Source organism: Peribacillus muralis (genome assembly GCF_001645685.2).
Taxonomy (GTDB): Bacteria; Bacillota; Bacilli; order Bacillales; family DSM-1321; genus Peribacillus; species Peribacillus muralis_A.
On the sequence record NZ_CP017080.1, the window covers coordinates 257501 to 281570 of the forward strand.

General features: G+C 43.0%; 14 protein-coding genes, 2 tRNA genes, 2 rRNA genes and 1 riboswitch (1 of these 19 only partly in view). Of the genes, 16 read left to right on the forward strand and 2 right to left on the reverse strand.

Annotated elements, in window-relative coordinates:
* From ABE28_RS01280 to ABE28_RS01300, 5 genes are all read left to right on the forward strand, one after another.
* A tRNA-Ile gene (locus ABE28_RS01280) sits at positions 1 to 45 on the forward strand; it begins 32 nt to the left of the window's first position.
* Positions 46 to 55: 10 nt separating this feature from the next.
* Positions 56 to 131: transfer RNA gene (locus ABE28_RS01285), tRNA-Ala, on the forward strand.
* A gap of 103 nt (positions 132 to 234) precedes the next feature.
* Positions 235 to 3167: ribosomal RNA gene (locus tag ABE28_RS01290) — 23S ribosomal RNA — on the forward strand.
* Positions 3168 to 3231: 64 nt separating this feature from the next.
* Positions 3232 to 3347: ribosomal RNA gene (gene rrf / locus ABE28_RS01295) — 5S ribosomal RNA — on the forward strand.
* Between the two features lie 293 nt (positions 3348 to 3640).
* On the forward strand, positions 3641 to 4480 hold the full coding sequence (locus ABE28_RS01300) for a tyrosine-type recombinase/integrase (protein ID WP_064462242.1): 840 nt from the start codon (positions 3641 to 3643) through the stop codon (positions 4478 to 4480).
* A 457-nt stretch (positions 4481 to 4937) separates the two neighbouring features.
* Here the strand turns inward: ABE28_RS01300 and ABE28_RS01305 are convergent, their stop codons facing one another.
* Entirely contained in the window at positions 4938 to 8072 is a 3135-nt protein-coding gene (locus ABE28_RS01305; protein ID WP_064462241.1) for an efflux RND transporter permease subunit, read from the reverse strand.
* Between the two features lie 191 nt (positions 8073 to 8263).
* On the opposite strand from ABE28_RS01305, the gene ABE28_RS01310 reads away from it, so the two are divergent.
* The 8 genes from ABE28_RS01310 to ABE28_RS01345 all read left to right on the forward strand — a co-directional run bounded on the left by ABE28_RS01310 (position 8264) and on the right by ABE28_RS01345 (position 17901).
* A complete protein-coding gene (locus ABE28_RS01310) occupies positions 8264 to 9142 on the forward strand; it encodes a TetR/AcrR family transcriptional regulator (RefSeq protein ID WP_064462240.1) in 879 nt (292 codons plus the stop codon).
* 145 nt (positions 9143 to 9287) lie between these two features.
* Positions 9288 to 10181, forward strand: coding sequence for a YegS/Rv2252/BmrU family lipid kinase (locus ABE28_RS01315; RefSeq protein WP_064462239.1), 894 nt, complete (start codon positions 9288 to 9290; stop codon positions 10179 to 10181).
* 122 nt (positions 10182 to 10303) lie between these two features.
* Positions 10304 to 10966, forward strand: a complete 663-nt coding sequence (locus ABE28_RS01320) for a hypothetical protein (protein ID WP_064462238.1) — start codon at positions 10304 to 10306, stop codon at positions 10964 to 10966.
* A 14-nt stretch (positions 10967 to 10980) separates the two neighbouring features.
* Positions 10981 to 12243 (forward strand): efflux RND transporter periplasmic adaptor subunit, encoded by a 1263-nt coding sequence (locus ABE28_RS01325; protein WP_064462237.1) that lies wholly within the window; start codon positions 10981 to 10983, stop codon positions 12241 to 12243.
* A 185-nt stretch (positions 12244 to 12428) separates the two neighbouring features.
* Positions 12429 to 12575: riboswitch (cyclic di-AMP (ydaO/yuaA leader) on the forward strand.
* Positions 12576 to 12746: 171 nt separating this feature from the next.
* The gene (locus tag ABE28_RS01330) at positions 12747 to 14006 is read left to right on the forward strand and encodes a cation:dicarboxylate symporter family transporter (protein WP_064462236.1); all 1260 of its coding nucleotides are present in this window, start codon (positions 12747 to 12749) and stop codon (positions 14004 to 14006) included.
* Positions 14007 to 14327: 321 nt separating this feature from the next.
* A complete protein-coding gene (locus ABE28_RS01335; protein WP_064462235.1) occupies positions 14328 to 15110 on the forward strand; it encodes a hypothetical protein in 783 nt (260 codons plus the stop codon).
* Positions 15111 to 15278: 168 nt separating this feature from the next.
* Positions 15279 to 16361 (forward strand): D-alanine--D-alanine ligase, encoded by a 1083-nt coding sequence (locus ABE28_RS01340; RefSeq protein WP_064462234.1) that lies wholly within the window; start codon positions 15279 to 15281, stop codon positions 16359 to 16361.
* A gap of 157 nt (positions 16362 to 16518) precedes the next feature.
* Complete coding sequence (locus tag ABE28_RS01345; RefSeq protein ID WP_064462233.1) at positions 16519 to 17901, forward strand: UDP-N-acetylmuramoyl-tripeptide--D-alanyl-D-alanine ligase; 1383 nt, start codon at positions 16519 to 16521, stop codon at positions 17899 to 17901.
* A gap of 227 nt (positions 17902 to 18128) precedes the next feature.
* Here ABE28_RS01345 and ABE28_RS01350 read toward each other — a convergent pair whose 3' ends face one another.
* The gene (locus tag ABE28_RS01350; RefSeq protein ID WP_064462232.1) at positions 18129 to 19280 is read right to left on the reverse strand and encodes a PP2C family protein-serine/threonine phosphatase; all 1152 of its coding nucleotides are present in this window, start codon (positions 19278 to 19280) and stop codon (positions 18129 to 18131) included.
* Between the two features lie 1182 nt (positions 19281 to 20462).
* Between ABE28_RS01350 and ABE28_RS01355 the strand changes: the two genes are divergently transcribed.
* The 3 genes from ABE28_RS01355 (at position 20463) to ABE28_RS01365 (ending at position 24049) form a co-directional block, all read left to right on the forward strand.
* The gene (locus tag ABE28_RS01355) at positions 20463 to 21923 is read left to right on the forward strand and encodes a degradosome RNA helicase CshA (protein WP_306807320.1); all 1461 of its coding nucleotides are present in this window, start codon (positions 20463 to 20465) and stop codon (positions 21921 to 21923) included.
* A gap of 190 nt (positions 21924 to 22113) precedes the next feature.
* Complete coding sequence (locus ABE28_RS01360) at positions 22114 to 22587, forward strand: PH domain-containing protein (RefSeq protein ID WP_064462230.1); 474 nt, start codon at positions 22114 to 22116, stop codon at positions 22585 to 22587.
* Positions 22580 to 24049, forward strand: a complete 1470-nt coding sequence (locus ABE28_RS01365) for a PH domain-containing protein (RefSeq protein ID WP_064462229.1) — start codon at positions 22580 to 22582, stop codon at positions 24047 to 24049. The genes ABE28_RS01360 and ABE28_RS01365 overlap by 8 nt, the downstream gene beginning before the upstream one ends.
* The last annotated feature ends 21 nt before the right edge of the window (positions 24050 to 24070 follow it).

Here is a 24070-nt window from a genome sequence, read left to right on the forward strand (position 1 = left end):
CTGATAAGCGTGAGGTCGATGGTTCGAGTCCATTTAGGCCCACCATTCCATTTCCGGGGCCTTAGCTCAGCTGGGAGAGCGCCTGCCTTGCACGCAGGAGGTCAGCGGTTCGATCCCGCTAGGCTCCACCAATGAATCAATCACGTTGTGATTGGGACAGCTTGTTCCTTGAAAACTAGATAATAGATAGAAGGCAATTAATTTTTTTCAAAGCATCTGTAAGACTTTTTTAACGGTTAAGTTAGAAAGGGCGCACGGTGGATGCCTTGGCACTAGGAGCCGATGAAGGACGGGACTAACACCGATATGCTTCGGGGAGCTGTAAGTAAGCTTTGATCCGGAGATTTCCGAATGGGGAAACCCACTGTTCGTAATGGAACAGTATCTTTACCTGAATACATAGGGTACTGAAGGCAGACCCGGGGAACTGAAACATCTAAGTACCCGGAGGAAGAGAAAGCAAATGCGATTTCCTGAGTAGCGGCGAGCGAAACGGAATTAGCCCAAACCAAGAGGCTTGCCTCTTGGGGTTGTAGGACACTCAACATGGAGTTACAAAGGAACGGGGTAAATGAAGCGATCTGGAAAGGTCCGTCAAAGAAGGTAAAAACCCTGTAGTTGAAACTTCGTTCCCTCCTGAGTGGATCCTGAGTACGGCGGGACACGAGAAATCCCGTCGGAAGCAGGGAGGACCATCTCCCAAGGCTAAATACTCCCTAGTGACCGATAGTGAACCAGTACCGTGAGGGAAAGGTGAAAAGCACCCCGGAAGGGGAGTGAAATAGATCCTGAAACCGTGTGCCTACAAGTAGTCAGAGCCCGTTAATGGGTAATGGCGTGCCTTTTGTAGAATGAACCGGCGAGTTACGATTTCATGCGAGGTTAAGTTGATGAGACGGAGCCGCAGCGAAAGCGAGTCTGAATAGGGCGAATGAGTATGAGGTCGTAGACCCGAAACCAGGTGATCTACCCATGTCCAGGGTGAAGTTCAGGTAACACTGAATGGAGGCCCGAACCCACGCACGTTGAAAAGTGCGGGGATGAGGTGTGGGTAGCGGAGAAATTCCAATCGAACCTGGAGATAGCTGGTTCTCTCCGAAATAGCTTTAGGGCTAGCCTCAAGATGAGAGTATTGGAGGTAGAGCACTGATTGGACTAGGGGCCCCCAACGGGTTACCGAATTCAGTCAAACTCCGAATGCCAAATACTTATTCTTGGGAGTCAGACTGCGAGTGATAAGATCCGTAGTCGAAAGGGAAACAGCCCAGACCACCAGCTAAGGTCCCAAAGTATACGTTAAGTGGAAAAGGATGTGGAGTTGCTTAGACAACCAGGATGTTGGCTTAGAAGCAGCCACCATTTAAAGAGTGCGTAATAGCTCACTGGTCGAGTGACTCCGCGCCGAAAATGTACCGGGGCTAAACGTATCACCGAAGCTGTGGATTGACACCATTAGGTGTCGATGGTAGGAGAGCGTTCTAAGGGCGTTGAAGTCAGACCGGAAGGACTGGTGGAGCGCTTAGAAGTGAGAATGCCGGTATGAGTAGCGAAAGAAGGGTGAGAATCCCTTCCACCGAATGCCTAAGGTTTCCTGAGGAAGGCTCGTCCGCTCAGGGTTAGTCGGGACCTAAGCCGAGGCCGAAAGGCGTAGGCGATGGACAACAGGTTGATATTCCTGTACCACCTATACATCGTTTGAACGATGGGGGGACGCAGAAGGATAGGGTAAGCGCGCTGTTGGATATGCGCGTCCAAGCAGTTAGGCCGGAAACGAGGCAAATCCCGTTTCCATCAAGGCGGAGCTGTGATGGCGAGGGAAATATAGTACCGAAGTTCCTGATTCCACGCTGCCAAGAAAAGCCTCTAGTGAGATGTAAGGTGCCCGTACCGCAAACCGACACAGGTAGGCGAGGAGAGAATCCTAAGGTGTGCGAGAGAACTCTCGTTAAGGAACTCGGCAAAATGACCCCGTAACTTCGGGAGAAGGGGTGCTTTTTAGGGTGAATAGCCCAGAAAAGCCGCAGTGAATAGGCCCAGGCGACTGTTTAGCAAAAACACAGGTCTCTGCGAAGCCGCAAGGCGAAGTATAGGGGCTGACACCTGCCCGGTGCTGGAAGGTTAAGGGGAGAGGTTAGCGCAAGCGAAGCTTTGAACCGAAGCCCCAGTAAACGGCGGCCGTAACTATAACGGTCCTAAGGTAGCGAAATTCCTTGTCGGGTAAGTTCCGACCCGCACGAAAGGTGTAACGATCTGGGCACTGTCTCAACGAGAGACTCGGTGAAATTATAGTACCTGTGAAGATGCAGGTTACCCGCGACAGGACGGAAAGACCCCGTGGAGCTTTACTGCAGCCTGATATTGAATTTTGGTACAGCTTGTACAGGATAGGTAGGAGCCTGAGAAGCCGGAGCGCTAGCTTCGGTGGAGGCGTTGGTGGGATACTACCCTGGCTGTATTGAAATTCTAACCCGCGCCCCTTATCGGGGTGGGAGACAGTGTCAGGTGGGCAGTTTGACTGGGGCGGTCGCCTCCTAAAGAGTAACGGAGGCGCCCAAAGGTTCCCTCAGAATGGTTGGAAATCATTCGTAGAGTGTAAAGGCACAAGGGAGCTTGACTGCGAGACCTACAAGTCGAGCAGGGACGAAAGTCGGGCTTAGTGATCCGGTGGTTCCGCATGGAAGGGCCATCGCTCAACGGATAAAAGCTACCCCGGGGATAACAGGCTTATCTCCCCCAAGAGTCCACATCGACGGGGAGGTTTGGCACCTCGATGTCGGCTCATCGCATCCTGGGGCTGTAGTCGGTCCCAAGGGTTGGGCTGTTCGCCCATTAAAGCGGTACGCGAGCTGGGTTCAGAACGTCGTGAGACAGTTCGGTCCCTATCCGTCGCGGGCGCAGGAAATTTGAGAGGAGCTGTCCTTAGTACGAGAGGACCGGGATGGACGCACCGCTGGTGTACCAGTTGTCTTGCCAAAGGCATAGCTGGGTAGCTACGTGCGGACGGGATAAGTGCTGAAAGCATCTAAGCATGAAGCCCCCCTCAAGATGAGATTTCCCATGGCGCAAGCTAGTAAGATCCCTGAAAGATGATCAGGTTGATAGGTCAGAGGTGGAAGCGTGGCGACATGTGGAGCTGACTGATACTAATAGATCGAGGACTTAACCAACGCTTTTAAAAAAATGAAATACCTTCTTATTATCTAGTTTTGAAGGAACAACGTTCCTCATATGTTTGGTGGCGATAGCGAAGAGGTCACACCCGTTCCCATTCCGAACACGGCAGTTAAGCTCTTCAGCGCCGATGGTAGTTGGGGGTCTCCCCCTGTGAGAGTAGGACGCCGCCAAGCCCATTCAAAAGATCAGCCATCCGGCTGGTCTTTTTTTGATATTCGATCCTTCCCGGAGTCACTAACTGCCTAGATAAGGCAGGCAACTCCAGCCCTCAAAGAATGAAATTACTATGCATAACAGGATAGGGGCATACTATAAATGCAGCATCTATAAATAGTATAAATCCTGCCTCGCACCTCTTTGTATATAATCATATCCATATGAAGACATCTGGACAGAATTCTTCGTTTCTGTTGGGATATATGTTAAACTTGAAATAGTTCTGAAACTGTCATTGGGGGAATAGCCGATGGATACCTCTGCTAAAGATGAGATGATTTTTTCGTTTGCTGAATGGTTGAGAGACCAAGGCAAATCAGATAATACGATTAAAACGTATACTGGTGTCCTTTCACAGTTTTGTGACCAGACACAAAAGGTATTGCTGGAGATTCATTCTGAAGACGTTCAGGATTATCTTGATAATTTAGAAAATTGCAAGAAAAGTCCTGGGACGATTGAGAAACACTTTATCGGATTAAATGCATTTTTTAAATTTTTGGGCAAACCGGAAATTATGCTCTCGGTTGAGCGTAAGGTTAAAGAGCACAAGCATGAGATACCTGAAACTTTAAGTATTAAAGAGCAGGAAATCCTGCTAAGGGATATAGAAGCAGAGGGAAATCTAAGGAACATCGCCATCGTGTACCTGTTGTTGCATACGGGAATCCGTGTTTCGGAATTATGTGATTTGAATGGCTCTGACGTCATCATGGATAATGAGAAGAATTACATACTAGTCAGAAATGCAAAAGGGGAAATTGACAGAACCGTTCCCCTTACACAATCGGTCATACAGCACGTGAAAAACTATCTATATTCTTTGAAGGATACAGCTGACCCTTTGTTCCTTTCAAGCTATAATCAAAGGATCACTCCGAGGTCGGTTCAATATATACTAAAAAAATACAATGTGCATCCACATAAATTACGCCATACATTTTGCCAAAGGTTAGTTGATAATGGAATAGATATTCAAACGATATCCAAACTTGCCGGTCATAAAGATTTAAATGTGACAAAGCGTTATCTAAAGGAAAAATCGTTGGATTTGGAAGATGCCATTGACCAAACGTTCACGAAGCATTGACTCATAGAAAGTAAAAAGGAAGGAACGGTCTTTCCTTTTTTTTGTGTATAGAGTGCCTATAATGACGCAGGCATTTCCTTGGAAATGATGTTCATGAGGGTGATGGGTGGAATGGGGCGGGACCTGAGGCGCTACTCGCAGGTTCTGTGGGGATAGTGTTTATATTTTTCTTTGGCATTTGAAAATGACCTTCGGCGAAACGAAGGCTTTACCTCAGGCTCCCGCACATCGATCTCTTGCCCTTTGTCTTTGTCTGCATCATTGCGATACGCCATATACTGCAACGCTTCCTGGCATTCCCGGTTCATTGGCTCGCTGCCTATGGCCTCCCTGCAGGTCTGCAATTATCCTCGTTTAGCACCACTGATTAAATTTCATATTCCAGGTACATAAAAAAACCCCCTGTAGGATAGCCACTTTATTAAGTGTCCTTCTACAGGGGTTTTTTCAGTAATCTTTATTTAGCTGTTTTTTTCTTCTTTTTTCCTATTTTCATGATTACTTCATATACTACCGGTACGATGACAAGTGTTAGTAAGGTAGAACTCACTAGTCCGCCGATAACGGTAATTCCTAAACCTTGAGAGATCAAGCCGCTGCCTTCAGCGCCGATGGCCAATGGTATTAAAGCGCCGATCGTAGCAAGGGCAGTCATCAAGATTGGACGTAGACGGGTAGAGCCGGCCTCGAGTAGCGCTTCACGTGTAGATAAGCCGGATTCTTCATTTTTAATCACCCGGTCCACCAATACGATGGCGTTGGTTACAACGATACCGATAAGCATGAGCACACCCATCATCGCCGAAACACTGATCGTCTCACCGGCAATGAATAACCCTACTAAAGCCCCGATTACCGTGAATGGTAAGGAGAATAGGATGGCGATTGGCGCTAAACCGCCATGGAAAGTGACGACAAGGACAAAGTAAACGATGGCGATGGCTGCCAACATGGCGATTCCAAGCTGTGTGAATGATTCTTGGATATCTTCGGTTACACCACCGTAGTCCACAGTGACGCTTGCTGGAAGGTCTAATTTATCGACTTCCTTTTGTACCTCTTTCGTTACTGCTGCAACATCATCCGATTTGATTGTTGCAGATACGTCCGCGTAAATTTTTCCATCACGACGGCTTATTGTATCGGATGCCTTGCCTTCCTCTATTTTAACTACATCTTTTAAAGGAACTTCCATTCCCATTGGAGAAGTGATTTTCGTATTTTCAAGATCTTTTTTATCTTTGAACGTCTTTTCTTCTGTCTCTACATATACTTTGACTTCTTCTCCATCTTTCTTGATTGTTGTCAGAGCATCATCTTTGTTTGAATTTGCAATGGACATGCCAACTTGGCCAGCTGTTAATCCAAGTTCACTAAGCTTCTTCTGATCTGTCACGAGTGTGTATTGCTCATATGCATCGGAAAGACTTGTATCAACATCTTTCAATTGTTTATTTTTCTTCATGATGTTTTGGATATCATCAATTACCGGTTCAATGTCTTTTTGAGTATTTCCATAGACATAAAGGGTCGTTTCGTTGCTTGATGAGGAAGTGAATTCTTGTTGCTTCCACGTTCCAGGAGAGTCGAGGTTCGTCAGATGCTTGATGATCTTTTCTTTCTTTTCCCCGAAGTTTTCGGTGTTTTCATCATAAAGTACATAGAAAAGGGCTGAGTTACTGGAGCCGCCCATCATGCCACTCATCATGTTTTCACCTAGTGTATATTGGACTGTCTCCACATCATCTTTTTCCATTAGGTACTTTTCTACTTTTTCCGTTTCCTTTTCAATGTCCTCTTTCAATTCTCCAGGTGCTGGAGTATAGGTGACGATGATCTGCTTTTCTTCATCCGCAGGCATGAAGCTGACACCGATGCTTGGAATGAGGAATAAGCTGCCGACCAATAATGCTATTGCTGTACCGAAAGTGATTAACTTATGGCTTAATGACCAATTCAGTGCCCTGCGGTAGAAACCAGATAGCTTGCTTGGCTTTTCCTCATGTGATTTCAATTCTTTTTCGGAAAGGCCGTTTTTAAATAACGAATCCGCCATGGCAGGTACGAGTGTGATGGCAATGATTAATGATGCGACTAATGCAAACACCATCGTTAAAGCGAATGGCATGAATAGCTCACCAACAGGCCCTGTAACGCTTGCTAACGGCAGGTAGACGGCTACTGTAACGATAGTTGATGAAAGAATAGGGATGAACATTTCCTTCGTGGCGGAACGGATTAATTCACCGCCTTTTAACTGTTCGCCTTTTAAGGCCATTCTTCGATATATATTTTCAATTACGACGATCGAGTCATCGACCACTCGGCCAATCGCAACTGTCATTGCTCCCAATGTCATGACATTCAATGAGATATCCAATTGTTTAAGCACCAAAAGGGCAGCCAATAAAGATAGTGGAATTGAAATGACGGAGATAAGGGTCGTTTTAACATTTCTTAGGAAAAGCATGATCACGATGACGGCAAACAGACAGCCGAATATGGCTTTGCTGATCATTGTTTCGACGGAATCCTTAATCGGTTTGGCTTGATCAAGCGTAGTATGTACGCTTACACCTTTAAATTCATCTTTAAAATTCGCAACCTGGTCTTGCACTTCTTCGACTATGGCGACTGTATCGGCATCAGGGGATCTTGTAACCTGTATTCCAATTGACTCGCTGCCGTTCGTCTTCGAGATGGACTCAGCCTTACCGATGATCTTCACGTCGGCAATGTCCGATAATTTGACACTTTGCATTTGAGGAGCAGTTGGTGCCGTTTCTGGAGCCATTTGATTAGCTTGCCCTTGTGCCGGTGCTGTTTGTGGTTGCGCTCCTGCTTGTGAGCCGGCTAAAGGGATTTCAATATTCTTCAAGTCTTTTAACGTGGAAATGTTTCCGTCCACCACGATCGTTTTTTCTTTATCGTCAAAATTATATAAGCCAAGAGGCATGTTGACGTTTGCGGCTTGAATTACTTTTTTTACGTCCTCTTCACTGAGTCCGTATTGTGCCATCTTTTTTTTGTCGAATTCAAGGCTGCCTTCATTAACTTGCTGTCCGGAAATGGTTACGGATGTTACCCCGTCAATTCCTTCAAGTTTTGGCACTAACACATCCTCGACATTTGTTGTCAGTTCAGGTAAATCAGAATCCTTGTCGGTCACACTTAGTGCGACTACTGGAAAAGCATTTAATTCTAATTTGGATACACTTGGTTCATCCACGCCCTCAGGCAATTCGATATTCTCCAATGCTTCTTTCACATCTTTAACGGCATCGTCCATATCCGTATCATAGTCATATTGCAATTGGACGGAAGAAACATTGGCCATGGAGGACGAACTGACCAATTCAACTCCTGCCAAGTTGGTGACTTTTTGCTCAATCTGGTCTGTGAGTTTATCTGCCACTTCTTCAGGTGCAGCTCCGGGATAAACGGTGGAGACACTTATTAAAGGAGTGGAGATATTTGGGATGGTTTCCTGTTTCATGTTTAAACCGGAATATAATCCTGCTGCAACGATGATGATGGTAAGCAACCAGATTGCCAGTTTATTCTTTAAAGAAAATTTAATTATCGAATTCAAGCTTTGTACCCTCCATACATAATATTGTGACCAGCCGGTCATAGAATCAAATATATAGTATATTAATTATGATTGCAACAGATAGTAACCCTTAGTTATATCGTTGTGATTTCAGGGGTTTTAAGATACAATGTGAATATAATGACTGGTTGGTCATATATGTATAATATTTAAAGGTTAGGATGAATCTGATGAATGAAAAACATAAAATGATTATAGATAAATCGGTCGAGCTATTCTCGGAGAAGGGCTATCATTCGACCTCCGTTCAAGAAATTGCTGAAAAGTGCGGGATAGCAAAGGGTTCTTTTTATAATTATTTTAAATCGAAGGAAGAGCTGCTCGTATCCATTTTCAAGTACTTCTATGAAGCATTGACGGACGCGCTGCTCGATTGGGAACTTGATGCCTCTTTATCCAACAAAGACAGGTTTTTAGGGCAACTCACCGTTCAAATTGAGCATATGACGGGTAATACAAACTTAATCCAGATGCTGATGCAGGAACAAATGGTTCATATCAGTAAAGAATTGGATCAGTTCTTGCACTATATCCATGAGGAGGGCATGATTTGGTTCAAGCGTAAAATCATGGAGCTTTACCCCGATTTGCCTGCTGAGTATCTGCCGGACTGCACGGTTATGCTGGATTCTTTGTTCAAAGGATATATGGGCATTCTCATGAGAAAAAAAGATGCTTTTGAAGTTGCATTGTTTCCTAATTTTTTCTTGAATCGTCTCGATTCGATAATTGCAAGCCTGCAAAACCTGGAAGACCCACTATTGAAGCAATTCCCCTTGCCGAATTGTACAATACAGGATATGAACCCAAAAGAGGAAACGCTTTTGATCATCACAAAGCTGTTGGAAGCGGAAACCCCCAAAGAAGAAGGAAGGGAAGCGAGTAAAAATACGAAAGCTTTAAGGGCAATTCAAGAAGAACTATCCAAAAGTAAGCCGAGTTCGATAATTTTGGAGAGCCTTTTATTATTTTTGGAGAAAAGTGAAAAGAAGATACCCTTACATTCAAAGCTTAGCCTAACGATGAAGGAATATTTAACGAATATGTGAATGTTTCAGAAGGAGGCGAAACGCCTCTTTTTTAAATGGTGCTTACATTGCATTAATCTCGAAATAGTTTCAAATGATACGGTTTAGGAAAAGGTATAGGTAGTGGGATGACGATTTTTCATAGTAGGACAAAGGGGGGAAAGTAATGAGATGGAAAAAAGGGATGCTGATTTATAATGAAAATGCCGGGAATCAAAAGTTAACTAAAACCCTCGAAGGGTGTCTTCCGATCATCGCACCACATATAGATGAGTTCCTTGTTTTGCAGACTAAGGAAAAGGGCGATGCATACCGTTTCTGCTTAGGTCATGGAGAAGAAATGGATGTCATATTCGTATTAGGAGGAGATGGAACGGTTCATGAGTGTGTAAACGGACTATCTCCTCTTGCCAAAAGGCCGTTGTTCGGGATTTTACCAGGAGGGACTTGCAATGATTTTTCCAGGACATTGAATATTCCCCAAAATGTTCGGCAAGCTGCGGAAGCCCTTGTTAACGGAAAGGTCCGCTCCATTGATATAGGGAAGGCCAATGATGCTTATTTTTCTAATTTCTGGGGAATTGGCCTTATTTCAGATACCTCCAATAATATTGATGAACAGGAAAAAAACAGATTCGGAAAGATAGGCTACTTATTAAGCGCTGTGAGAACGATTGGAGATAAGGACCCTTTTCCCTTTAAGGTCGCTTATGATGGTAAACATATAGAAGGGGAAGCGATCATGATCCTGGTCATGAATGGCTCTTTCATCGGGACCAATGTATTGCCTTTTCCAATGCTGAATCCAGATGATGGAATGGTTGGTGTGGCGATTCTGGAAAATGCAAGCCTTAGTACCTTTTTAGAAATAATAACGATGAAACGTACATGGTCCGATAAGCTAGGTTCAGATTCGGGAGTGACATTCGTACAGGCCAGTAATCTTACGATAGAAACGAAGAGGCCGCTTGACGTGGATATGGATGGAGAAAACTATAGCCAGACGCCTGCTAATATTAAGGTGCTTGAGCATCACTTATCGGTATTAGCCCCCCGTTAGAGAAGGAGAAGGGGGGACGGTAGAATCGTGTTTTTTGCTTTTATGATTCCTTATATCTGCAAATGTTTCCAAAATAAGATAAAATGTAAGAAGAAAGATCAATTTTTGCAGGGGGAACACATATGGTTTACCAGGTCAGATTGTTAAAGGGCATCTTTGAGCCTTATAGGAGTCGTTATCAGCTGCAAAATGCTGAGGGGGTCACTCGGCTTGGAAGTAAATTGCTATTGTTATATTTTCTTAGTCTCCTCGTATATGCCGTTGGCGGATATTTTGGCATCGGGTCTGAATCCTTTTCCAAACAAATCACGACGATGAGCGTAGATGAATTCGAGGCGGGAAAGCTGCTGATCATGGGCGGCAATATGCTTGCGGGCCTTCTTTATCCTTCTTTATACATATTATTATCATCGCTATATTTTTGGATAGTCGCTGATGTCCCATACATAAAAGTAGTAATCGTTCAAATGATCCTTTTTTGCTTGCAGATATTGGAGAAGGTTTTGCTGATTCCTTTTTTCATCTTGTTGGATATCGGCAACGATGCCAATCCTTTTTCATTCGGTGTCATAAGTCAGCATTTTCTCAGAAATGATTACTTTATTCACGTTTTTAGTGAAATCACCATTTTTCAATTCCTGATTATTTTCCTGCAATTTTACTATATAAGAGGATTATCGGACCGGAATAAATATTTGATCTTTTTAATGATTGGACTATTCTATTTGGCCACATGGTTTGCTAAAGCCTTTTTGGCATACATCCATGTGGGAGTATTTGTATGAGGCGGGTGTAGGGAATGAAAGGGAAATGGAAAATAATTGTGGTCTCCGTGGCGTCGATCGTTTTAATTACCGTTAACTTATACCTTATTGAAAAGAAAGAAAGCAAAGTGGAAAGAACCGTTTTCGTGGAAAAATGGACAAAGGTAAAAAAGGATACCATTACGGCTACCATTCAAAAAAAGGCAGTCATAAAACCTGCAGAAGTTCATGATATTTATTTCGATGGCAAGAATAATGACTTCCGGAAATTCCTTGTAAAAGAGGGGGATGAGGTTACTGCTGGCGCCTCGTTGTTTGAATACACCACATTGGAGCTTGATGCGCTTAAAGCGAATTTGTCAGCGGAGAAAACGGCGGCTGAGGGAGAGATTTCCGGGATTGACCAATACGCAGCGAAGCTGAGGGCATATCAAGGGAATCTGGAGCGTGATTCCGATAAAGCGGTCATTGATGATTCGGTAGAACAAAAGTTGAATATTGATATAACAACTAGCTCCTCTGACCTCATTGAAAGTAACATCGAGCAAGAATTGTACAAGCAGGAACTCGAAAAAAACCGCTTGAACGAAAAAGTGAAGATGTTAAGTACTCAGTTAAGTTCAATCGAGACACAGACTAAGGCGGTTGAGACGACGAGTGAGACTGACGGCATAGTTAAGAATATCAATGAAGACCTCAATAACCCCATTATATCCATTGCTTCAGCAAATATGGGAATTGAAGGGTATTTCTCCGAAAGTGAGATGAAAAAGGCTGAAGTGGGCATGACTATAAAGGCAAGCGCCCCTGCTTTGAAAAAGGAACTGAAGGGGAAAATAAGCCGCATCCATTCTTATCCGGCAGACGAGCCGACACTGACAAAGGATAACAAGTTCCCGTTTCAAGCCTTGATCGAAACGGATGGTGAGGAAGCAGAGCCGTTGGTGGTGGGAGCCAAGGTCGATCTTTCCATTATTACCAATGAAAAGGCGGGTGTCCCCTCCATCCCTGTAAAATCTGTTAATGATACTAAAAAACCGCATATCTACAAATTGACTAAAAAAGGCTATTTGGATAAACACTACGTTACATTGGGACTTAAGGCGGAAGGAAAACAGGAACTTATAAAGGGACCGGCAGTAGGTGATGTCATCCTGATGGAACCGGAGAGGGTGATGAAAAACCATTCCCATTTCATTACTCCCATCCAATTCGACAAAGTGAAGACCAAAACGTATAAGAAGTTCACCGCAAGGGAAAAGGTACGGTACGTGTTACTCGGCATCCTTGAAAAATAAATAAATTCATTAAATGAAAAGAGATTGGATAATATACCTATATAACTTTTGTGGGTGAATCAAAAGACGGAATTATAGTTAAAATGAAGTATAATACAGAATTTTCAGACATGTTTAAAGATTTTTTATACGCTGAACAAGAATAAATATTTACAGATTAACACTTTTAGTATAATATTTTATTATAAGTTAATTCGCTTAATCTTATTCAAGAACGGGGGACCCAAATTTGTGGATATTATCCGCTAGGGGTGAATTCAGAAATGAAAGGGCATTTGTGTTTCCAATTCCTAACCCGACAGCTAACCTCGTCAGCGTCTTTAAGGGAACATGTGTGAATATTCACGCCAATAAGAAATCGACACATGAAGTGTCTTTTTTTTCGGCGTAAAGATAGAGTTTTTCAAAAAAAGAAAAATTACTTTCTTTCTATTAGTATCTGTTTCCCTTACCGAGACAAAACGTTTTTGCATCAAAGACTTTATAGAAGGTGAGGAAAGTACATGAAGAAAATTAAATTAAGTTTAGCGAGCCAGATCTTCATTGGTCTAATTCTAGGGATAATCGTTGGAGCCATTTTTTATGGTAATGCGACAGCCCAAAACTTTTTACAGCCATTCGGGGACATTTTCCTAAGAATGATTAAAATGATCGTTGTACCAATCATTGTTTCCAGCTTGATCGTTGCCGTAGCGGGTGTAGGTGATTTGAAAGCGGTAGGTAAATTGGGTGCTAAATCACTTTCGTACTTTGTAGTGGTAACCCTTACAGCAATTGCTGTTGGTCTAATTTCAGCTAATATCATCCAGCCTGGTGCCGGTGTGAACATGAATAATCTGGAACAAACGGATATTTCCACATATGTTGATACAGCAGAAACGAAGCAGCATGAATCATTTGTGGACACACTCATACACATTGTACCATCCAATCCAGTAAAAGCCATGGTAGAAGGCGATATGCTAGCGATTATTTTCTTCTCCGTACTGTTTGGACTAAGCATCGCTGCTATCGGTGAGAAAGGGAAACCAGTATTCCGCTTCTTCCAAGGTACAGCGGAGGGAATGTTCTACTTAACTAATATGGTTATGAAATTCGCTCCTATCGGGGTATTCGCCCTAATTGGTGTGACCATTTCCAAGTTCGGTTTGGAATCTTTAATTCCATTAGGTAAGTTAGCGCTTTCTGTCTACGGAACCATGATTTTCTTTGTAATCGTCGTTCTGGGCCTTATTGCAAAATTTGTAGGATTCAATATCTTTACATTGATTAAGCTTCTTAAAGCGGAATTGATTCTTGCTTTCTCGACAGCGAGTTCAGAAGCCGTTCTTCCGAAAATCATGGAGAAAATGGAGAAAGCGGGATGTCCGAAGCATATTGCTACTTTCGTTATCCCGACTGGATATTCATTCAACCTTGATGGCTCTACATTATATCAAGCGTTAGCAGCTATCTTCATCGCTCAAATGTATGGAATCGACTTAAGTGCGTATGAGCAAATTACATTAATGCTAGTGCTAATGATTACATCTAAGGGTATTGCAGGCGTACCAGGTGTTTCCTTCGTAGTTCTTTTAGCTACATTGGGAACAGTCGGTATTCCAATCGAAGGTTTAGCATTCATCGCTGGTATCGACCGTATTCTTGATATGGGACGTACAGTGGTTAATGTTATCGGTAATTCACTTGCTGCAATCGTCATCTCTAAATGGGAAGGGCAATTCAATCCTCCTTCCGCTGAGGAATTAAAACAAGTTTCTTAATAACGAAAATCCAGAGTGATGAGTCACTCTGGATTTTTTTTTGACGTTAAAACGCGGCTTCGGCATGGGGCATCTATGGTAACGAGCATCGCATTGTTTTATAAAGCACGTTGAAAGGCGAAGTTGATCTTTCCGGTTCGGGCGCATTCTGCAGATTGGATATTTAAATGTGGCGAATATGTTCATTATAATTAGTGGAAGTGCAGGGCGAAAAGCGGTTCAGTTAGTGAGATTCAATATTCCCGGTTATATAACCTACGTCTAAACCAAAAAGTTTGATAAAATAACAGTATGGATTGCAAGTTCGGAGGGGGTCTGGTTATGAAGAACGATAGCGATGATATATTATACATGCATATGCAAGCTTCCGAGCGGTTTGTCCTTTTCAATGGACTCAACTTTCGGGAATTTGCTTATTCACTGCCATCTTCCTTGGATTCCATCTTATTACTGAAACATCAATTCGATGGTGGGGAATACAATTTGAATGTGTTGCTTGAGAGCGCTTCGTCAGAGTCCATCGCCAAGCTTCTTAAAGAAAACGTCCGTGCGTATGGCGATTTTTGCTGGATCGACTTTGAAGAGGCGGAAGGGCTGGATGAACTGGACGGAAGAGAGCTGGCTGAGCTTTTGTATTTAGGTCATACGAAAACTCATTTGCAGCCTCCTTTTTTACGCAAATTGAATAACCGATATGTATATCTCGCTCAGGACGACGGATGGTTCAATAAGGTTTATTTTCGATCTCTTTCGGCATTTTATATGATGTTGGGAAGTTTGATTCCGTTAAAGCTGGAGCTGCTAAAAGTAGAGCGGACGTGGCTCGGAATCCGAAAGAAAAATGAGTTGACGGCCATCCCTCTAGAAGTGATTTCTACATTGGTTCCGATACTTGCAGAGGGCCTGGTTTTTTCCTTTCGAGACGTTAGGTACTCCAGGGCCAAAATAGAGATCCCGATATGGGTCGTAGGCGATTATTTGAACATGGATGAGATGCAGGAGGACTTTTCAAAGCAGAACAAGGAGGATCCGGATGTATTCATCAGCTTCAGCAGAAAGGAAAAAACCTGGGATTGCGTCATCAAAAATGACTTCTACATTTAAACATTACATGTTCTTTCCGTTTATTAGTAGTAAGACTTCCTGCCTCACGCATAAAAGATAAGAGTGGGAAGATTGGAAATTCCCGTGTGGTGGAAGTTTCGCTTTTCCCGTTTAAGTGTAAAATGATACAATGAACATGGTTAAAAGAATATTGGAGGGTAATAACTCATGAAAACTAAACTTGGTTTGCTTTATGGTGGGAAATCTGCGGAGCATGATGTTTCAATGCAGACGGCTTTAGCTGTCATCAAAGCACTCGATTTAGCAAAGTTTGATATATATCCGATTTACATAACAAAAGATGGTTCGTGGATAAATGGCCCGAAATTAACCGCACCTCCAGAGGATGTAGCGGCTTTGACTTTTTTGCCTGAAAAATCGACCTCACCGCTTGCGCTGCAAGCCCATTCAACTGATGAAAATGGTGAATCGACTGGATATGACGTCATTTTCCCGTTGCTTCATGGACCTAATGGAGAGGACGGAACGGTTCAAGGGATGCTGGAACTGCTGAACCTTCCTTATGTAGGCAATGGCGTTCTAGCGTCATCGGCTGGAATGGATAAGGTTATCATGAAAAACATCTTTGCTCATGCTGGACTTCCTCAAGTGAAATACACATGGTTCATTCGCTCTGAATGGGAAGCCAATAAGGAAGCTGGGATTAAAAAGGTTGAAGATGAAATTGGGTACCCTTGCTTTGTTAAACCGGCGAACCTAGGTTCCAGTGTCGGCATTAGTAAATGTGATGATTCACATAGCTTGGAAAAAGCGGTCGCGGAGGCTTTCCAATTTGACCGGAAAATCATCATTGAAGAAGGGGTCGTAGCACGGGAAGTGGAGTTTGGCATTCTAGGCAATGATGATCCTACTTGCTCAGTGGCGGGAGAGATCATCCCCAAAAAGGATTTCGCCTTCTATGATTACTCAGCAAAATACGAGGATGGGAATTCCGCAATGGTCATCCCAGCTGAAATTAGTGAAAATGAGTTTGCCGCGTTATCCGCAATGGCCATCTCTGCCTTTAAGTCATTGGATTGCTCTGGATTGGTCAGAGCCGATTTCTTCTTGACGAAAGAGGGGAAAATTTTTATCAATGAAGTGAATACAATGCCTGGGTTCACTCCTTATAGCATGTTCCCTCTACTCTGGAAGCACACAGGAGTCGACTATCCGGCTTTGATTGAAAAACTCGTCAAGCTTGCTTTGGAACGTCATCGTGAAAAACAGCAAATAAAATATACAGTCTAATCATCAGGGTATGTATAAATTCATCTTCCAAAACCCGTCAAATGATCCTTTTTTGAGAGGTCCAAATTAGCAGGAGCCGGCAATTTACTGGTTTCTGCTTCATTTGGTTAATGGGTAGGAGAGCGGATAACGTTTCAAAGAATGTAGGAGGAACAAAATGATAAAGAGAACGTTAAAACAAGTGCATGAAATGGCAGGGGGATTGAATGATATCACTCCATTTCAATCCAGAGTAATTCAAGGGGTTACAATCGATTCAAGAACAATTAAAGAAGGATGTTTGTTCGTTCCGCTCAAGGGTGCGCAAGTTGACGGGCACCAGTATGTCAAACAGGCTTTGGCGGATGGGGCGGCAGCCTCTTTTTGGCAAAAGGATGTACCGAATCCACCTAATGATCTACCGCTAATCATTGTCGAGAATACTGAAAAAGCATTGCAGGAACTAGCGCGTTCCTACCGTTCCGAACTGAATATAAAGGTCGTGGGAATTACAGGAAGCAATGGAAAAACCACGACGAAGGATATGACGGCTGCGCTGCTTGCCACCACGTACAAAGTCCATAAAACGAGTGGTAACTTCAATAATCATCTTGGTTTGCCACTAACGGTACTGTCGATTGAAGAGAATACGGAAGCTGCCGTTTTGGAGATGGGAATGAGCAGCCGCGGTGAAATTGAGTTTTTATCCAACATGGCAAAGCCTGATGTAGCCATCATTACCAATATTGGTGAATCACACTTATTGGATTTGGGGTCACGTGAGGAAATTGCGAATGCAAAGCTCGAGATCGTCGAAGGCTTGGCGGAGGAAGGTGTGCTGATTTATCACGGAGATGAGCCTCTACTTCGCAATCGGATCAAAAGGGATTTCCCTGATATGAAGGTAATATCTTTTGGACGCACCGAACAAAATGACCTATTTCCACAGCTGATCACACAAGGGGCGGATAGCACAACATTCACTATCGCGTGTGATGGAACGGAAGCTGAATATGCAATACCCGTTTTAGGTCATCATAACGTTCTTAATGCGTTGGCTGCGATTTTGGCTGCAAAGGAATTTGGTGTGGATGATTCATCTATTCGTATGGGCCTCTCAGCCATTCAGTTAACCAACATGAGGATGGAGATGGTCGAGGGTGCAAAAGGGCAGAAGATCATCAATGACGCGTATAATGCGAGTCCAACTTCCGTCAAGGCTGCTGTCGAATTGATTGAGGGTTTATCCGGTTTCGAGAAGAAGATACTCGTTTTGGGAGATATGCTGGAGCTCGGACCGCAGGAAAAAGATTTTCACTTGAAAATTGGTGAATTGATTTCCAGTGACCGGATTGATAAGGTTTTCACGTATGGTCCTTTAGCCGAGTTTATTGGCAAGGGGGCGAGCGAGGCTTTTTCTAAAGAAAATGTTCGTTCCTTCCAAGATAAACAGAAGCTTATAGCGGAGCTGGAAGCATCGACACAAGTAAATGACATCATTCTGGTGAAAGCTTCCAGGGGCATGAGGCTGGAGGAAGTCGTTCAGGCTTTACAGAAGTAAGAATCTATAAAAAACCTTATAGAAGCGGCCCTAAGCTGCAGACAATCTCGCTAAGAGTATGTCTGCAGCCTTTTTTAGATTTATAACACTTATAGGATAGGCATTGGACATGGACCATTTCGTTTCACTTCAGTCAATTGCTCATCCAAAGGAATCCGAGGAGCCTCTTCATGTCGACCGCATCTGAGCGGTGGTCATAGTACCTGCGGATCTGTCCATTATCACCCCTAAAAAAGTGTGCCGGCAATGATGCTGATATCATCATCAATTTCGGAATGCCTCATTCTTGATAGCAGGAGCTCCTGTAGAAGGTCGTGCGTAGAAAGATGGGCATTATCGATGAATTCCTTCTCGATGCCCTCAGATCGGTCAGTGCCGGAAGGGCTAGGTGTTTTACAAAGGCCATCTGAATAGATGATGAATCGGCTTCCAGGTTCGTAGTGGAACACTACTTTTTTTATCGGTATATTCGGAATGAGGCCTATTGGAGCACCCTCTTCACTTAGCCGGAGGGTAAGATTGGTGTCCGGACTATGGAAAAGGGCTGGGAAATGGCCGCAGTTCACATACTCAATGAATCGATCCTTTGTATTGATGTATGCAATGAAGGCTGAAAAGCAGGCGTTAATTGTATCGGCCATATGCATTCCTTGGGATAATCCCTTCATATGCTTATTCAATTCCTTGGTTATGGCGATAGGGTCCCTTACCCGTTTGATCAGCTCGGGCATCAAAGTGCGGATGGACATTTGTATAAGCGCTGTATGAATGCCTTTTCCGTACATATCGGTCATGATGAAGGCGTATTTCCCTTCACTCAACTCGGTCCAGTAAAATAGATCGCCTGACAATTCACCGGAAGGCTGGGAAAGCCCTGTGATCTCGATTTGATTATTTTCAATGGGTGTAGGCAAGCAAAAATCTTGAAACTCCCTTGCGATTCGCAGACTGCTTGCAGATTTTTGATTGATCTTTTCGAGTTCCTGGCCCTTCATCTTAAAAGAGAACAGATGCATACTGATATTTTTCAGGGAGTTTAATTTGATGCTGACTTCAACCGGATCAGAAGGGATGGGAATGGTTAGATAAAAGGTCCTTTTAGGTAATGCCGGAGGATTCTTCATTTCCTTGGTTCGTTTGTAAATGAATAAAATGGGAATTTCAAGGGATTCGGCAATGGCAACCAAAGCCGTTTGCTGCCAGGAATCTTTTGAAATGTGCAAAGGCAAAATGAATAAGGTTTGCATCAGATCCGTCGATTCCTGGAATAAATATTTTTGTTCGTCTGGATTATCCAAAAAGGTGACTGTCATATTCATTTTTTTTAACAACAGGCTAAATTCCTTGCATGCAGGTGTATCTAATGAGTAAATATTCATGCAACCTCCTATGTATTAGGTTTATAGGTCAATCATACTGTAATCCAAGCATTTTTTTATCATTTTTTTATAAAAGTTGAATATATATACAAATGCATGCTGGAAGGCCTAAGAATTGATGAAAAGGGATAGGGCTTAAACCGGGATGTTCTTTACATAGAAACTATTTGGAGGAAATACATATCATATAGAAAAACATTCTTCAGTAAGTATAAATAACGTCGATATTGGCTTAATCAATAAAGAATCCATCTTCTTATATTGGGATATAGTAAGTATGGGAACCTATAATGAATCAAGTCGTTTTACAGCTCCAAAAGAGAATGTAACATCAACTTCCAGAACGGGCCGCGGAGCAGAATCTGCATGGCTGATATCGACTTTCCCAATCTTTAAATTAATGTAAAGTTGTTAGGAACGAGGAATGGGTCGATATCCTTTATTGCAATAACAGTTTGAAAATGGTAATATGAAGTATAAGTTTAAATGTCTTATCATTGATGATTAATTTAATTAATCTGGTTGAGGCAACAAAATTGTATGTTCTTACATGTTTCATGAGTTCATTCTTGAGATTATTTTAGATTAAATAGGCCGCGCGTCTGGTCATATATAAAAGCTGCATCTCTTGGCGGCTTTAGTAGCTAATAGGGAATCAAGCCGCATTTTAGCGCTTTTCCACTTCTGCAAATCCTCAACGCACCGGGCCTGTTTTGTATAAGAATCTTGGCTCTCGTCAAGTTTTGTTCATGCAGTCTTTTTTAAGTCTGTTGAATAAGGTGCAGCAGCCCTCACCTGAATAAAACGGTGAAACACCCGTTTATGCTACTTTTAATTTTCCATATTGAATTTAATTTTGGTTACATGTACTTTTAAAAAGATGAGCGTATGTTAAAAATAATTCTACACGTGCGCGAAGTTAAAAATGCCAGTGAATGCTCGTACTGGTGTATTTCCTTTTTAAAAAATCATATTGAGTTCATTTGAACTAAAAGGCAGACATACTTTTAGGTGATAATGATAAACTTTTTCATAAGAGATAAAGTAGAACATCCGTCATGATGATGAGGATTTGAACTAAACATCTGTGCATCATTCTTGAATGCACGTGTAAATTTACGATATAAAAGGAGTACGAAAACATTGACTTTGTTTAGCGAATTAGGATTAGATAGAACGTCTATGAAATCAATAGAAAAAATGGGATTCGAAGAAGCAAGCCCTATTCAGTCCCAAACGATTCCTCTAGCACTTGAAGGTAAAGATATCATCGGTCAAGCGCAGACGGGAACAGGTAAAACGGCAGCATTCGGCATCCCTTTGATGGAGAATATCGATATTAGCAATGAAAACGTGCAAGGAATCGTCATCGCGCCTACACGTGAGCTTGCCATTCAAGTTTCTGAAGAACTTTTCAAGCTTGGTTACGGAAAGCGCGCTCGTGTTTTAGCGGTTTACGGTGGACAAGACATCGACCGTCAAATCCGTGCACTGAAGAAAAAACCACATATTATCGTTGGTACACCTGGTCGTCTTTTAGACCATATCAAACGTAAAAACATTAAATTGGGCGGAGTTCATACCGTAGTTCTTGATGAAGCGGATGAAATGCTTAACATGGGATTCATTGAGGATATCGAATCAATCCTTTCGACGGTTCCTGATGAAAGGCAAACATTGCTTTTCTCAGCGACAATGCCTGATCCAATCCGTAAAATTGCTGAAAGATTCATGCATGAGCCAGTTCTTGTACGTGTAAAAGCGAAAGAAATGACAGTGGATCGCATCGAGCAATATTACTTGGAACTAAAAGAAAGTGAAAAATTCGATACACTAGCTCGCCTTTTTGACATTCAAACACCGGATCTTGCGATTGTCTTCGGACGTACGAAGCGCCGTGTCGATGAATTGGCTTCTGCCTTGAATATTCGCGGCTATATGGCTGAGGGAATTCATGGTGACCTTAGCCAGGCTAAACGTCTTTCCGTATTGAAAAAATTCAAAGACCGCAGCATCGATGTACTCGTTGCTACTGATGTAGCTGCTCGTGGTCTGGATATTTCCGGCGTAACACACGTATATAACTTTGATATCCCTCAAGATCCTGAAAGCTATGTTCACCGTATTGGACGTACAGGTCGTGCGGGTAAACACGGTATTGCGATTACATTTGTAACACCAAGAGAAAGAGGTCAACTGCATGCAGTTGAACATACAACGAAAAAACGTATGGAAAAACTTAAAACTCCTACATTGACTGAAGCTTTGGAAGGTCAACAAAAAGCGGTTACTGAAAAAATCCTTTCCACAATCGAGAATGATGATTTAACATTATATCTTGGTCAAGCGGAAGATTTATTGCAAAAGCACAGTGCGGCGGACCTAGTGGCAGCCATGCTTAAATCAATGACGAAAGAACCGGACCAAACGCCGATCAAGTTAACCGAAGAATCTCCATCTCCAATGCGTCGCAATCGCGGGGGAAGCAGTTCTTCCAACAACAGACAGCGCAATGGCCGCAGTTCTTCAGGCAGAAAAGATTACGGCAGCGGATCAAACAAACGCCCAAGTTCAAACCGTAAATCCAATGGTTACGGTAATCGCAGCACAAGCCAAAAAAGAGAAAAATCAAATAAAATATAATTTCAAGTAGGAATGCCGCTCACCTGAGCGGCATTTTTTTATGTGTAAGTACAGCTCCTTCGGGAATTTTTGAAAGGGACATTCCAAAAATCCGGATTTATTGACATGGGAAAATTATAGTATAATGGAGAAAAGAGCGCAGGCTGGATGAAGGTGCATTCAAATATATCCCTATGCAGAAGGAGAGCTCATGGAACCGGAAAATCGTATCTCGAATAAGGCGCTGACCGTTTGGAGAATCAGCGGAATTATAGGCTGTTCAATCACTTGGATAATAGTAATTGCCGTACTCGTGCTTACCATCTTATTTGATTGGCCGTATTGGATTATTGGGGCATTGTCCATCATTTCGATCATCCAATCGTACTTGTCCATCTTCTTGATGCCTTTAGTGAAATGGAAAAGATGGCGTTATGAAGTACGTAATACCGACATTGATATCCAAAGCGGTATTCTTGTCATTAAAAGAACGCTCATACCGATGGTTCGGGTTCAGCATGTCGAAACGAAGCAAGGACCTTTGTTGAGAAAATATGATTTGGCCTCCGTTGAGATTTCCACTGCGGCGACCATGCATGTAATACCAGCTCTCGATCTTGCAGAGGCAGATGAATTAAGGCGGTACATTTCCAGGATGGCCAGTGTGGAGGAGGAAGATGTCTGAACCTAAAAGGCTCCACCCCATAGCTGTATTGCTAAATATCCTGAAATCAATCAAGGAGTTAGTTCTTCCTTTTATGTTGGTGATCTTTATTCCTGGAAGGAATGAAGGCATTCCTGGCTGGGTACAGCCGTTAGCTGTTTCCATTATTGTCCTTTTCCTGATCGTTCGTGCATTTCTTCAATGGCTGCGCTTTACTTATCGCATAGAAGATGGCGAGTTTAGAATCGAGTCTGGGGTGTTCGTAAGGAAGAAACGATATATCAAGCTTGATCGGATTCATAGCATCGATATTTCGGAGGGCATAATCCAACAGATGTTCCGGCTTGTTAAAGTCAATATTGAAACGGCAGGGGGAACCCAGGCTGATGCGGTTTTATCGGCAATCAACAAAAGCGATGCCGAGCGGATCAATGCGTTCATAAGCGTCGAAAAAAACAATAAAGTGTGTGATCCTTCTGGAATGGAGCAAGAAGGATGGGCAGGTAAGGAAGAAACCATGATAGCTCCTTCCGTTTATAAGCAGACGCTGCCGCAATTAGTATTCATGGCTGCCACCTCGGGAGCGGTAGGGGTCTTTTTGTCCGGCGCAATCGCTTTTATTTCACAGTTTGATGAAATCATCCCTTTTGGGCGGATATTTAAGAACTATGAAGACTTTATTGGGATGGGAACCGTTATCTTGACCTCTTTTGCCATAACCGGCTTATTGGCGGTTTATGTACTGGCAACATTAAGCATGGTCATCAAATATGCTTCTTTTACCGTGATGAAAACGGAGGAGGAACTCATCATTTCCAGAGGGCTTCTCGAGAAAAGGCAGTTGACCATCCCTGTCCATAAAATACAAGGAATCCGCATCATCGAGAACTTGGTTCGAAAACCGTTGGGATTTGCGACTGTTTACCTTGAATACGCTGGAGGAAGTGTGGAAGATAAAGAAAGCTTAACCATCATGCTTTTCCCTTTTATCAAGAAAAAACATTTACATGGAACGTTAGGTGAAATTTTACCAGATTATCAAACAATGACTGAAATGACCCCGATACCTAAACGGGCCCTTTCACGCTACTTTTTTCGTAAAGCCGCTTTTATCATCCCGATCATAGGGGTCTTGTCTTGGGTTTTCAGGCCTTGGGGATTCCTGTCCCTGCTGTTATTGCCGTTGGGGATCCTTTGGGCATACATGCAATATAGGGATGCGGGTTGGAATATAGATGGAGATTTATTGCTTTTAAGCAGTCGTCTATTCTCTAAACAAACCTTGATCATGCAAAGAAGCAGGATTCAATCCATTTCCTTTAAAAGAAGCTGGTTTCAGAGCCGAAAAGAATTGGCCACGATTTCAGCCTCGATTAAGTCTGGAGTTCATTCCAGGGTAGGAGTGGTCACGGATGTAGCGGAAAACGACTGCCAAGCCATTGAATCTTGGTATGTACCGAAAAAAGCAGTCGACACCCAATGACGGAATGCAAAGAGTCGGCTG

What these genes read in the sequence shown, in the direction of transcription:
- ABE28_RS01300 (WP_064462242.1), top strand. Translation starts at nt 3,641, where the DNA reads ATGGATACCTCTGCTAAAGATGAGATGATTTTTTCGTTTGCTGAATGG.
- ABE28_RS01310 (WP_064462240.1), top strand. Translation starts at nt 8,264, where the DNA reads ATGAATGAAAAACATAAAATGATTATAGATAAATCGGTCGAGCTATTC.
- ABE28_RS01315 (WP_064462239.1), top strand. Translation starts at nt 9,288, where the DNA reads ATGAGATGGAAAAAAGGGATGCTGATTTATAATGAAAATGCCGGGAAT.
- ABE28_RS01320 (WP_064462238.1), top strand. Translation starts at nt 10,304, where the DNA reads ATGGTTTACCAGGTCAGATTGTTAAAGGGCATCTTTGAGCCTTATAGG.
- ABE28_RS01325 (WP_064462237.1), top strand. Translation starts at nt 10,981, where the DNA reads ATGAAAGGGAAATGGAAAATAATTGTGGTCTCCGTGGCGTCGATCGTT.
- ABE28_RS01330 (WP_064462236.1), top strand. Translation starts at nt 12,747, where the DNA reads ATGAAGAAAATTAAATTAAGTTTAGCGAGCCAGATCTTCATTGGTCTA.
- ABE28_RS01335 (WP_064462235.1), top strand. Translation starts at nt 14,328, where the DNA reads ATGAAGAACGATAGCGATGATATATTATACATGCATATGCAAGCTTCC.
- ABE28_RS01340 (WP_064462234.1), top strand. Translation starts at nt 15,279, where the DNA reads ATGAAAACTAAACTTGGTTTGCTTTATGGTGGGAAATCTGCGGAGCAT.
- ABE28_RS01345 (WP_064462233.1), top strand. Translation starts at nt 16,519, where the DNA reads ATGATAAAGAGAACGTTAAAACAAGTGCATGAAATGGCAGGGGGATTG.
- ABE28_RS01350 (WP_064462232.1), bottom strand. Translation starts at nt 19,280, where the DNA reads ATGAATATTTACTCATTAGATACACCTGCATGCAAGGAATTTAGCCTG.
- ABE28_RS01355 (WP_306807320.1), top strand. Translation starts at nt 20,463, where the DNA reads ATGAAATCAATAGAAAAAATGGGATTCGAAGAAGCAAGCCCTATTCAG.
- ABE28_RS01360 (WP_064462230.1), top strand. Translation starts at nt 22,114, where the DNA reads ATGGAACCGGAAAATCGTATCTCGAATAAGGCGCTGACCGTTTGGAGA.
- ABE28_RS01365 (WP_064462229.1), top strand. Translation starts at nt 22,580, where the DNA reads ATGTCTGAACCTAAAAGGCTCCACCCCATAGCTGTATTGCTAAATATC.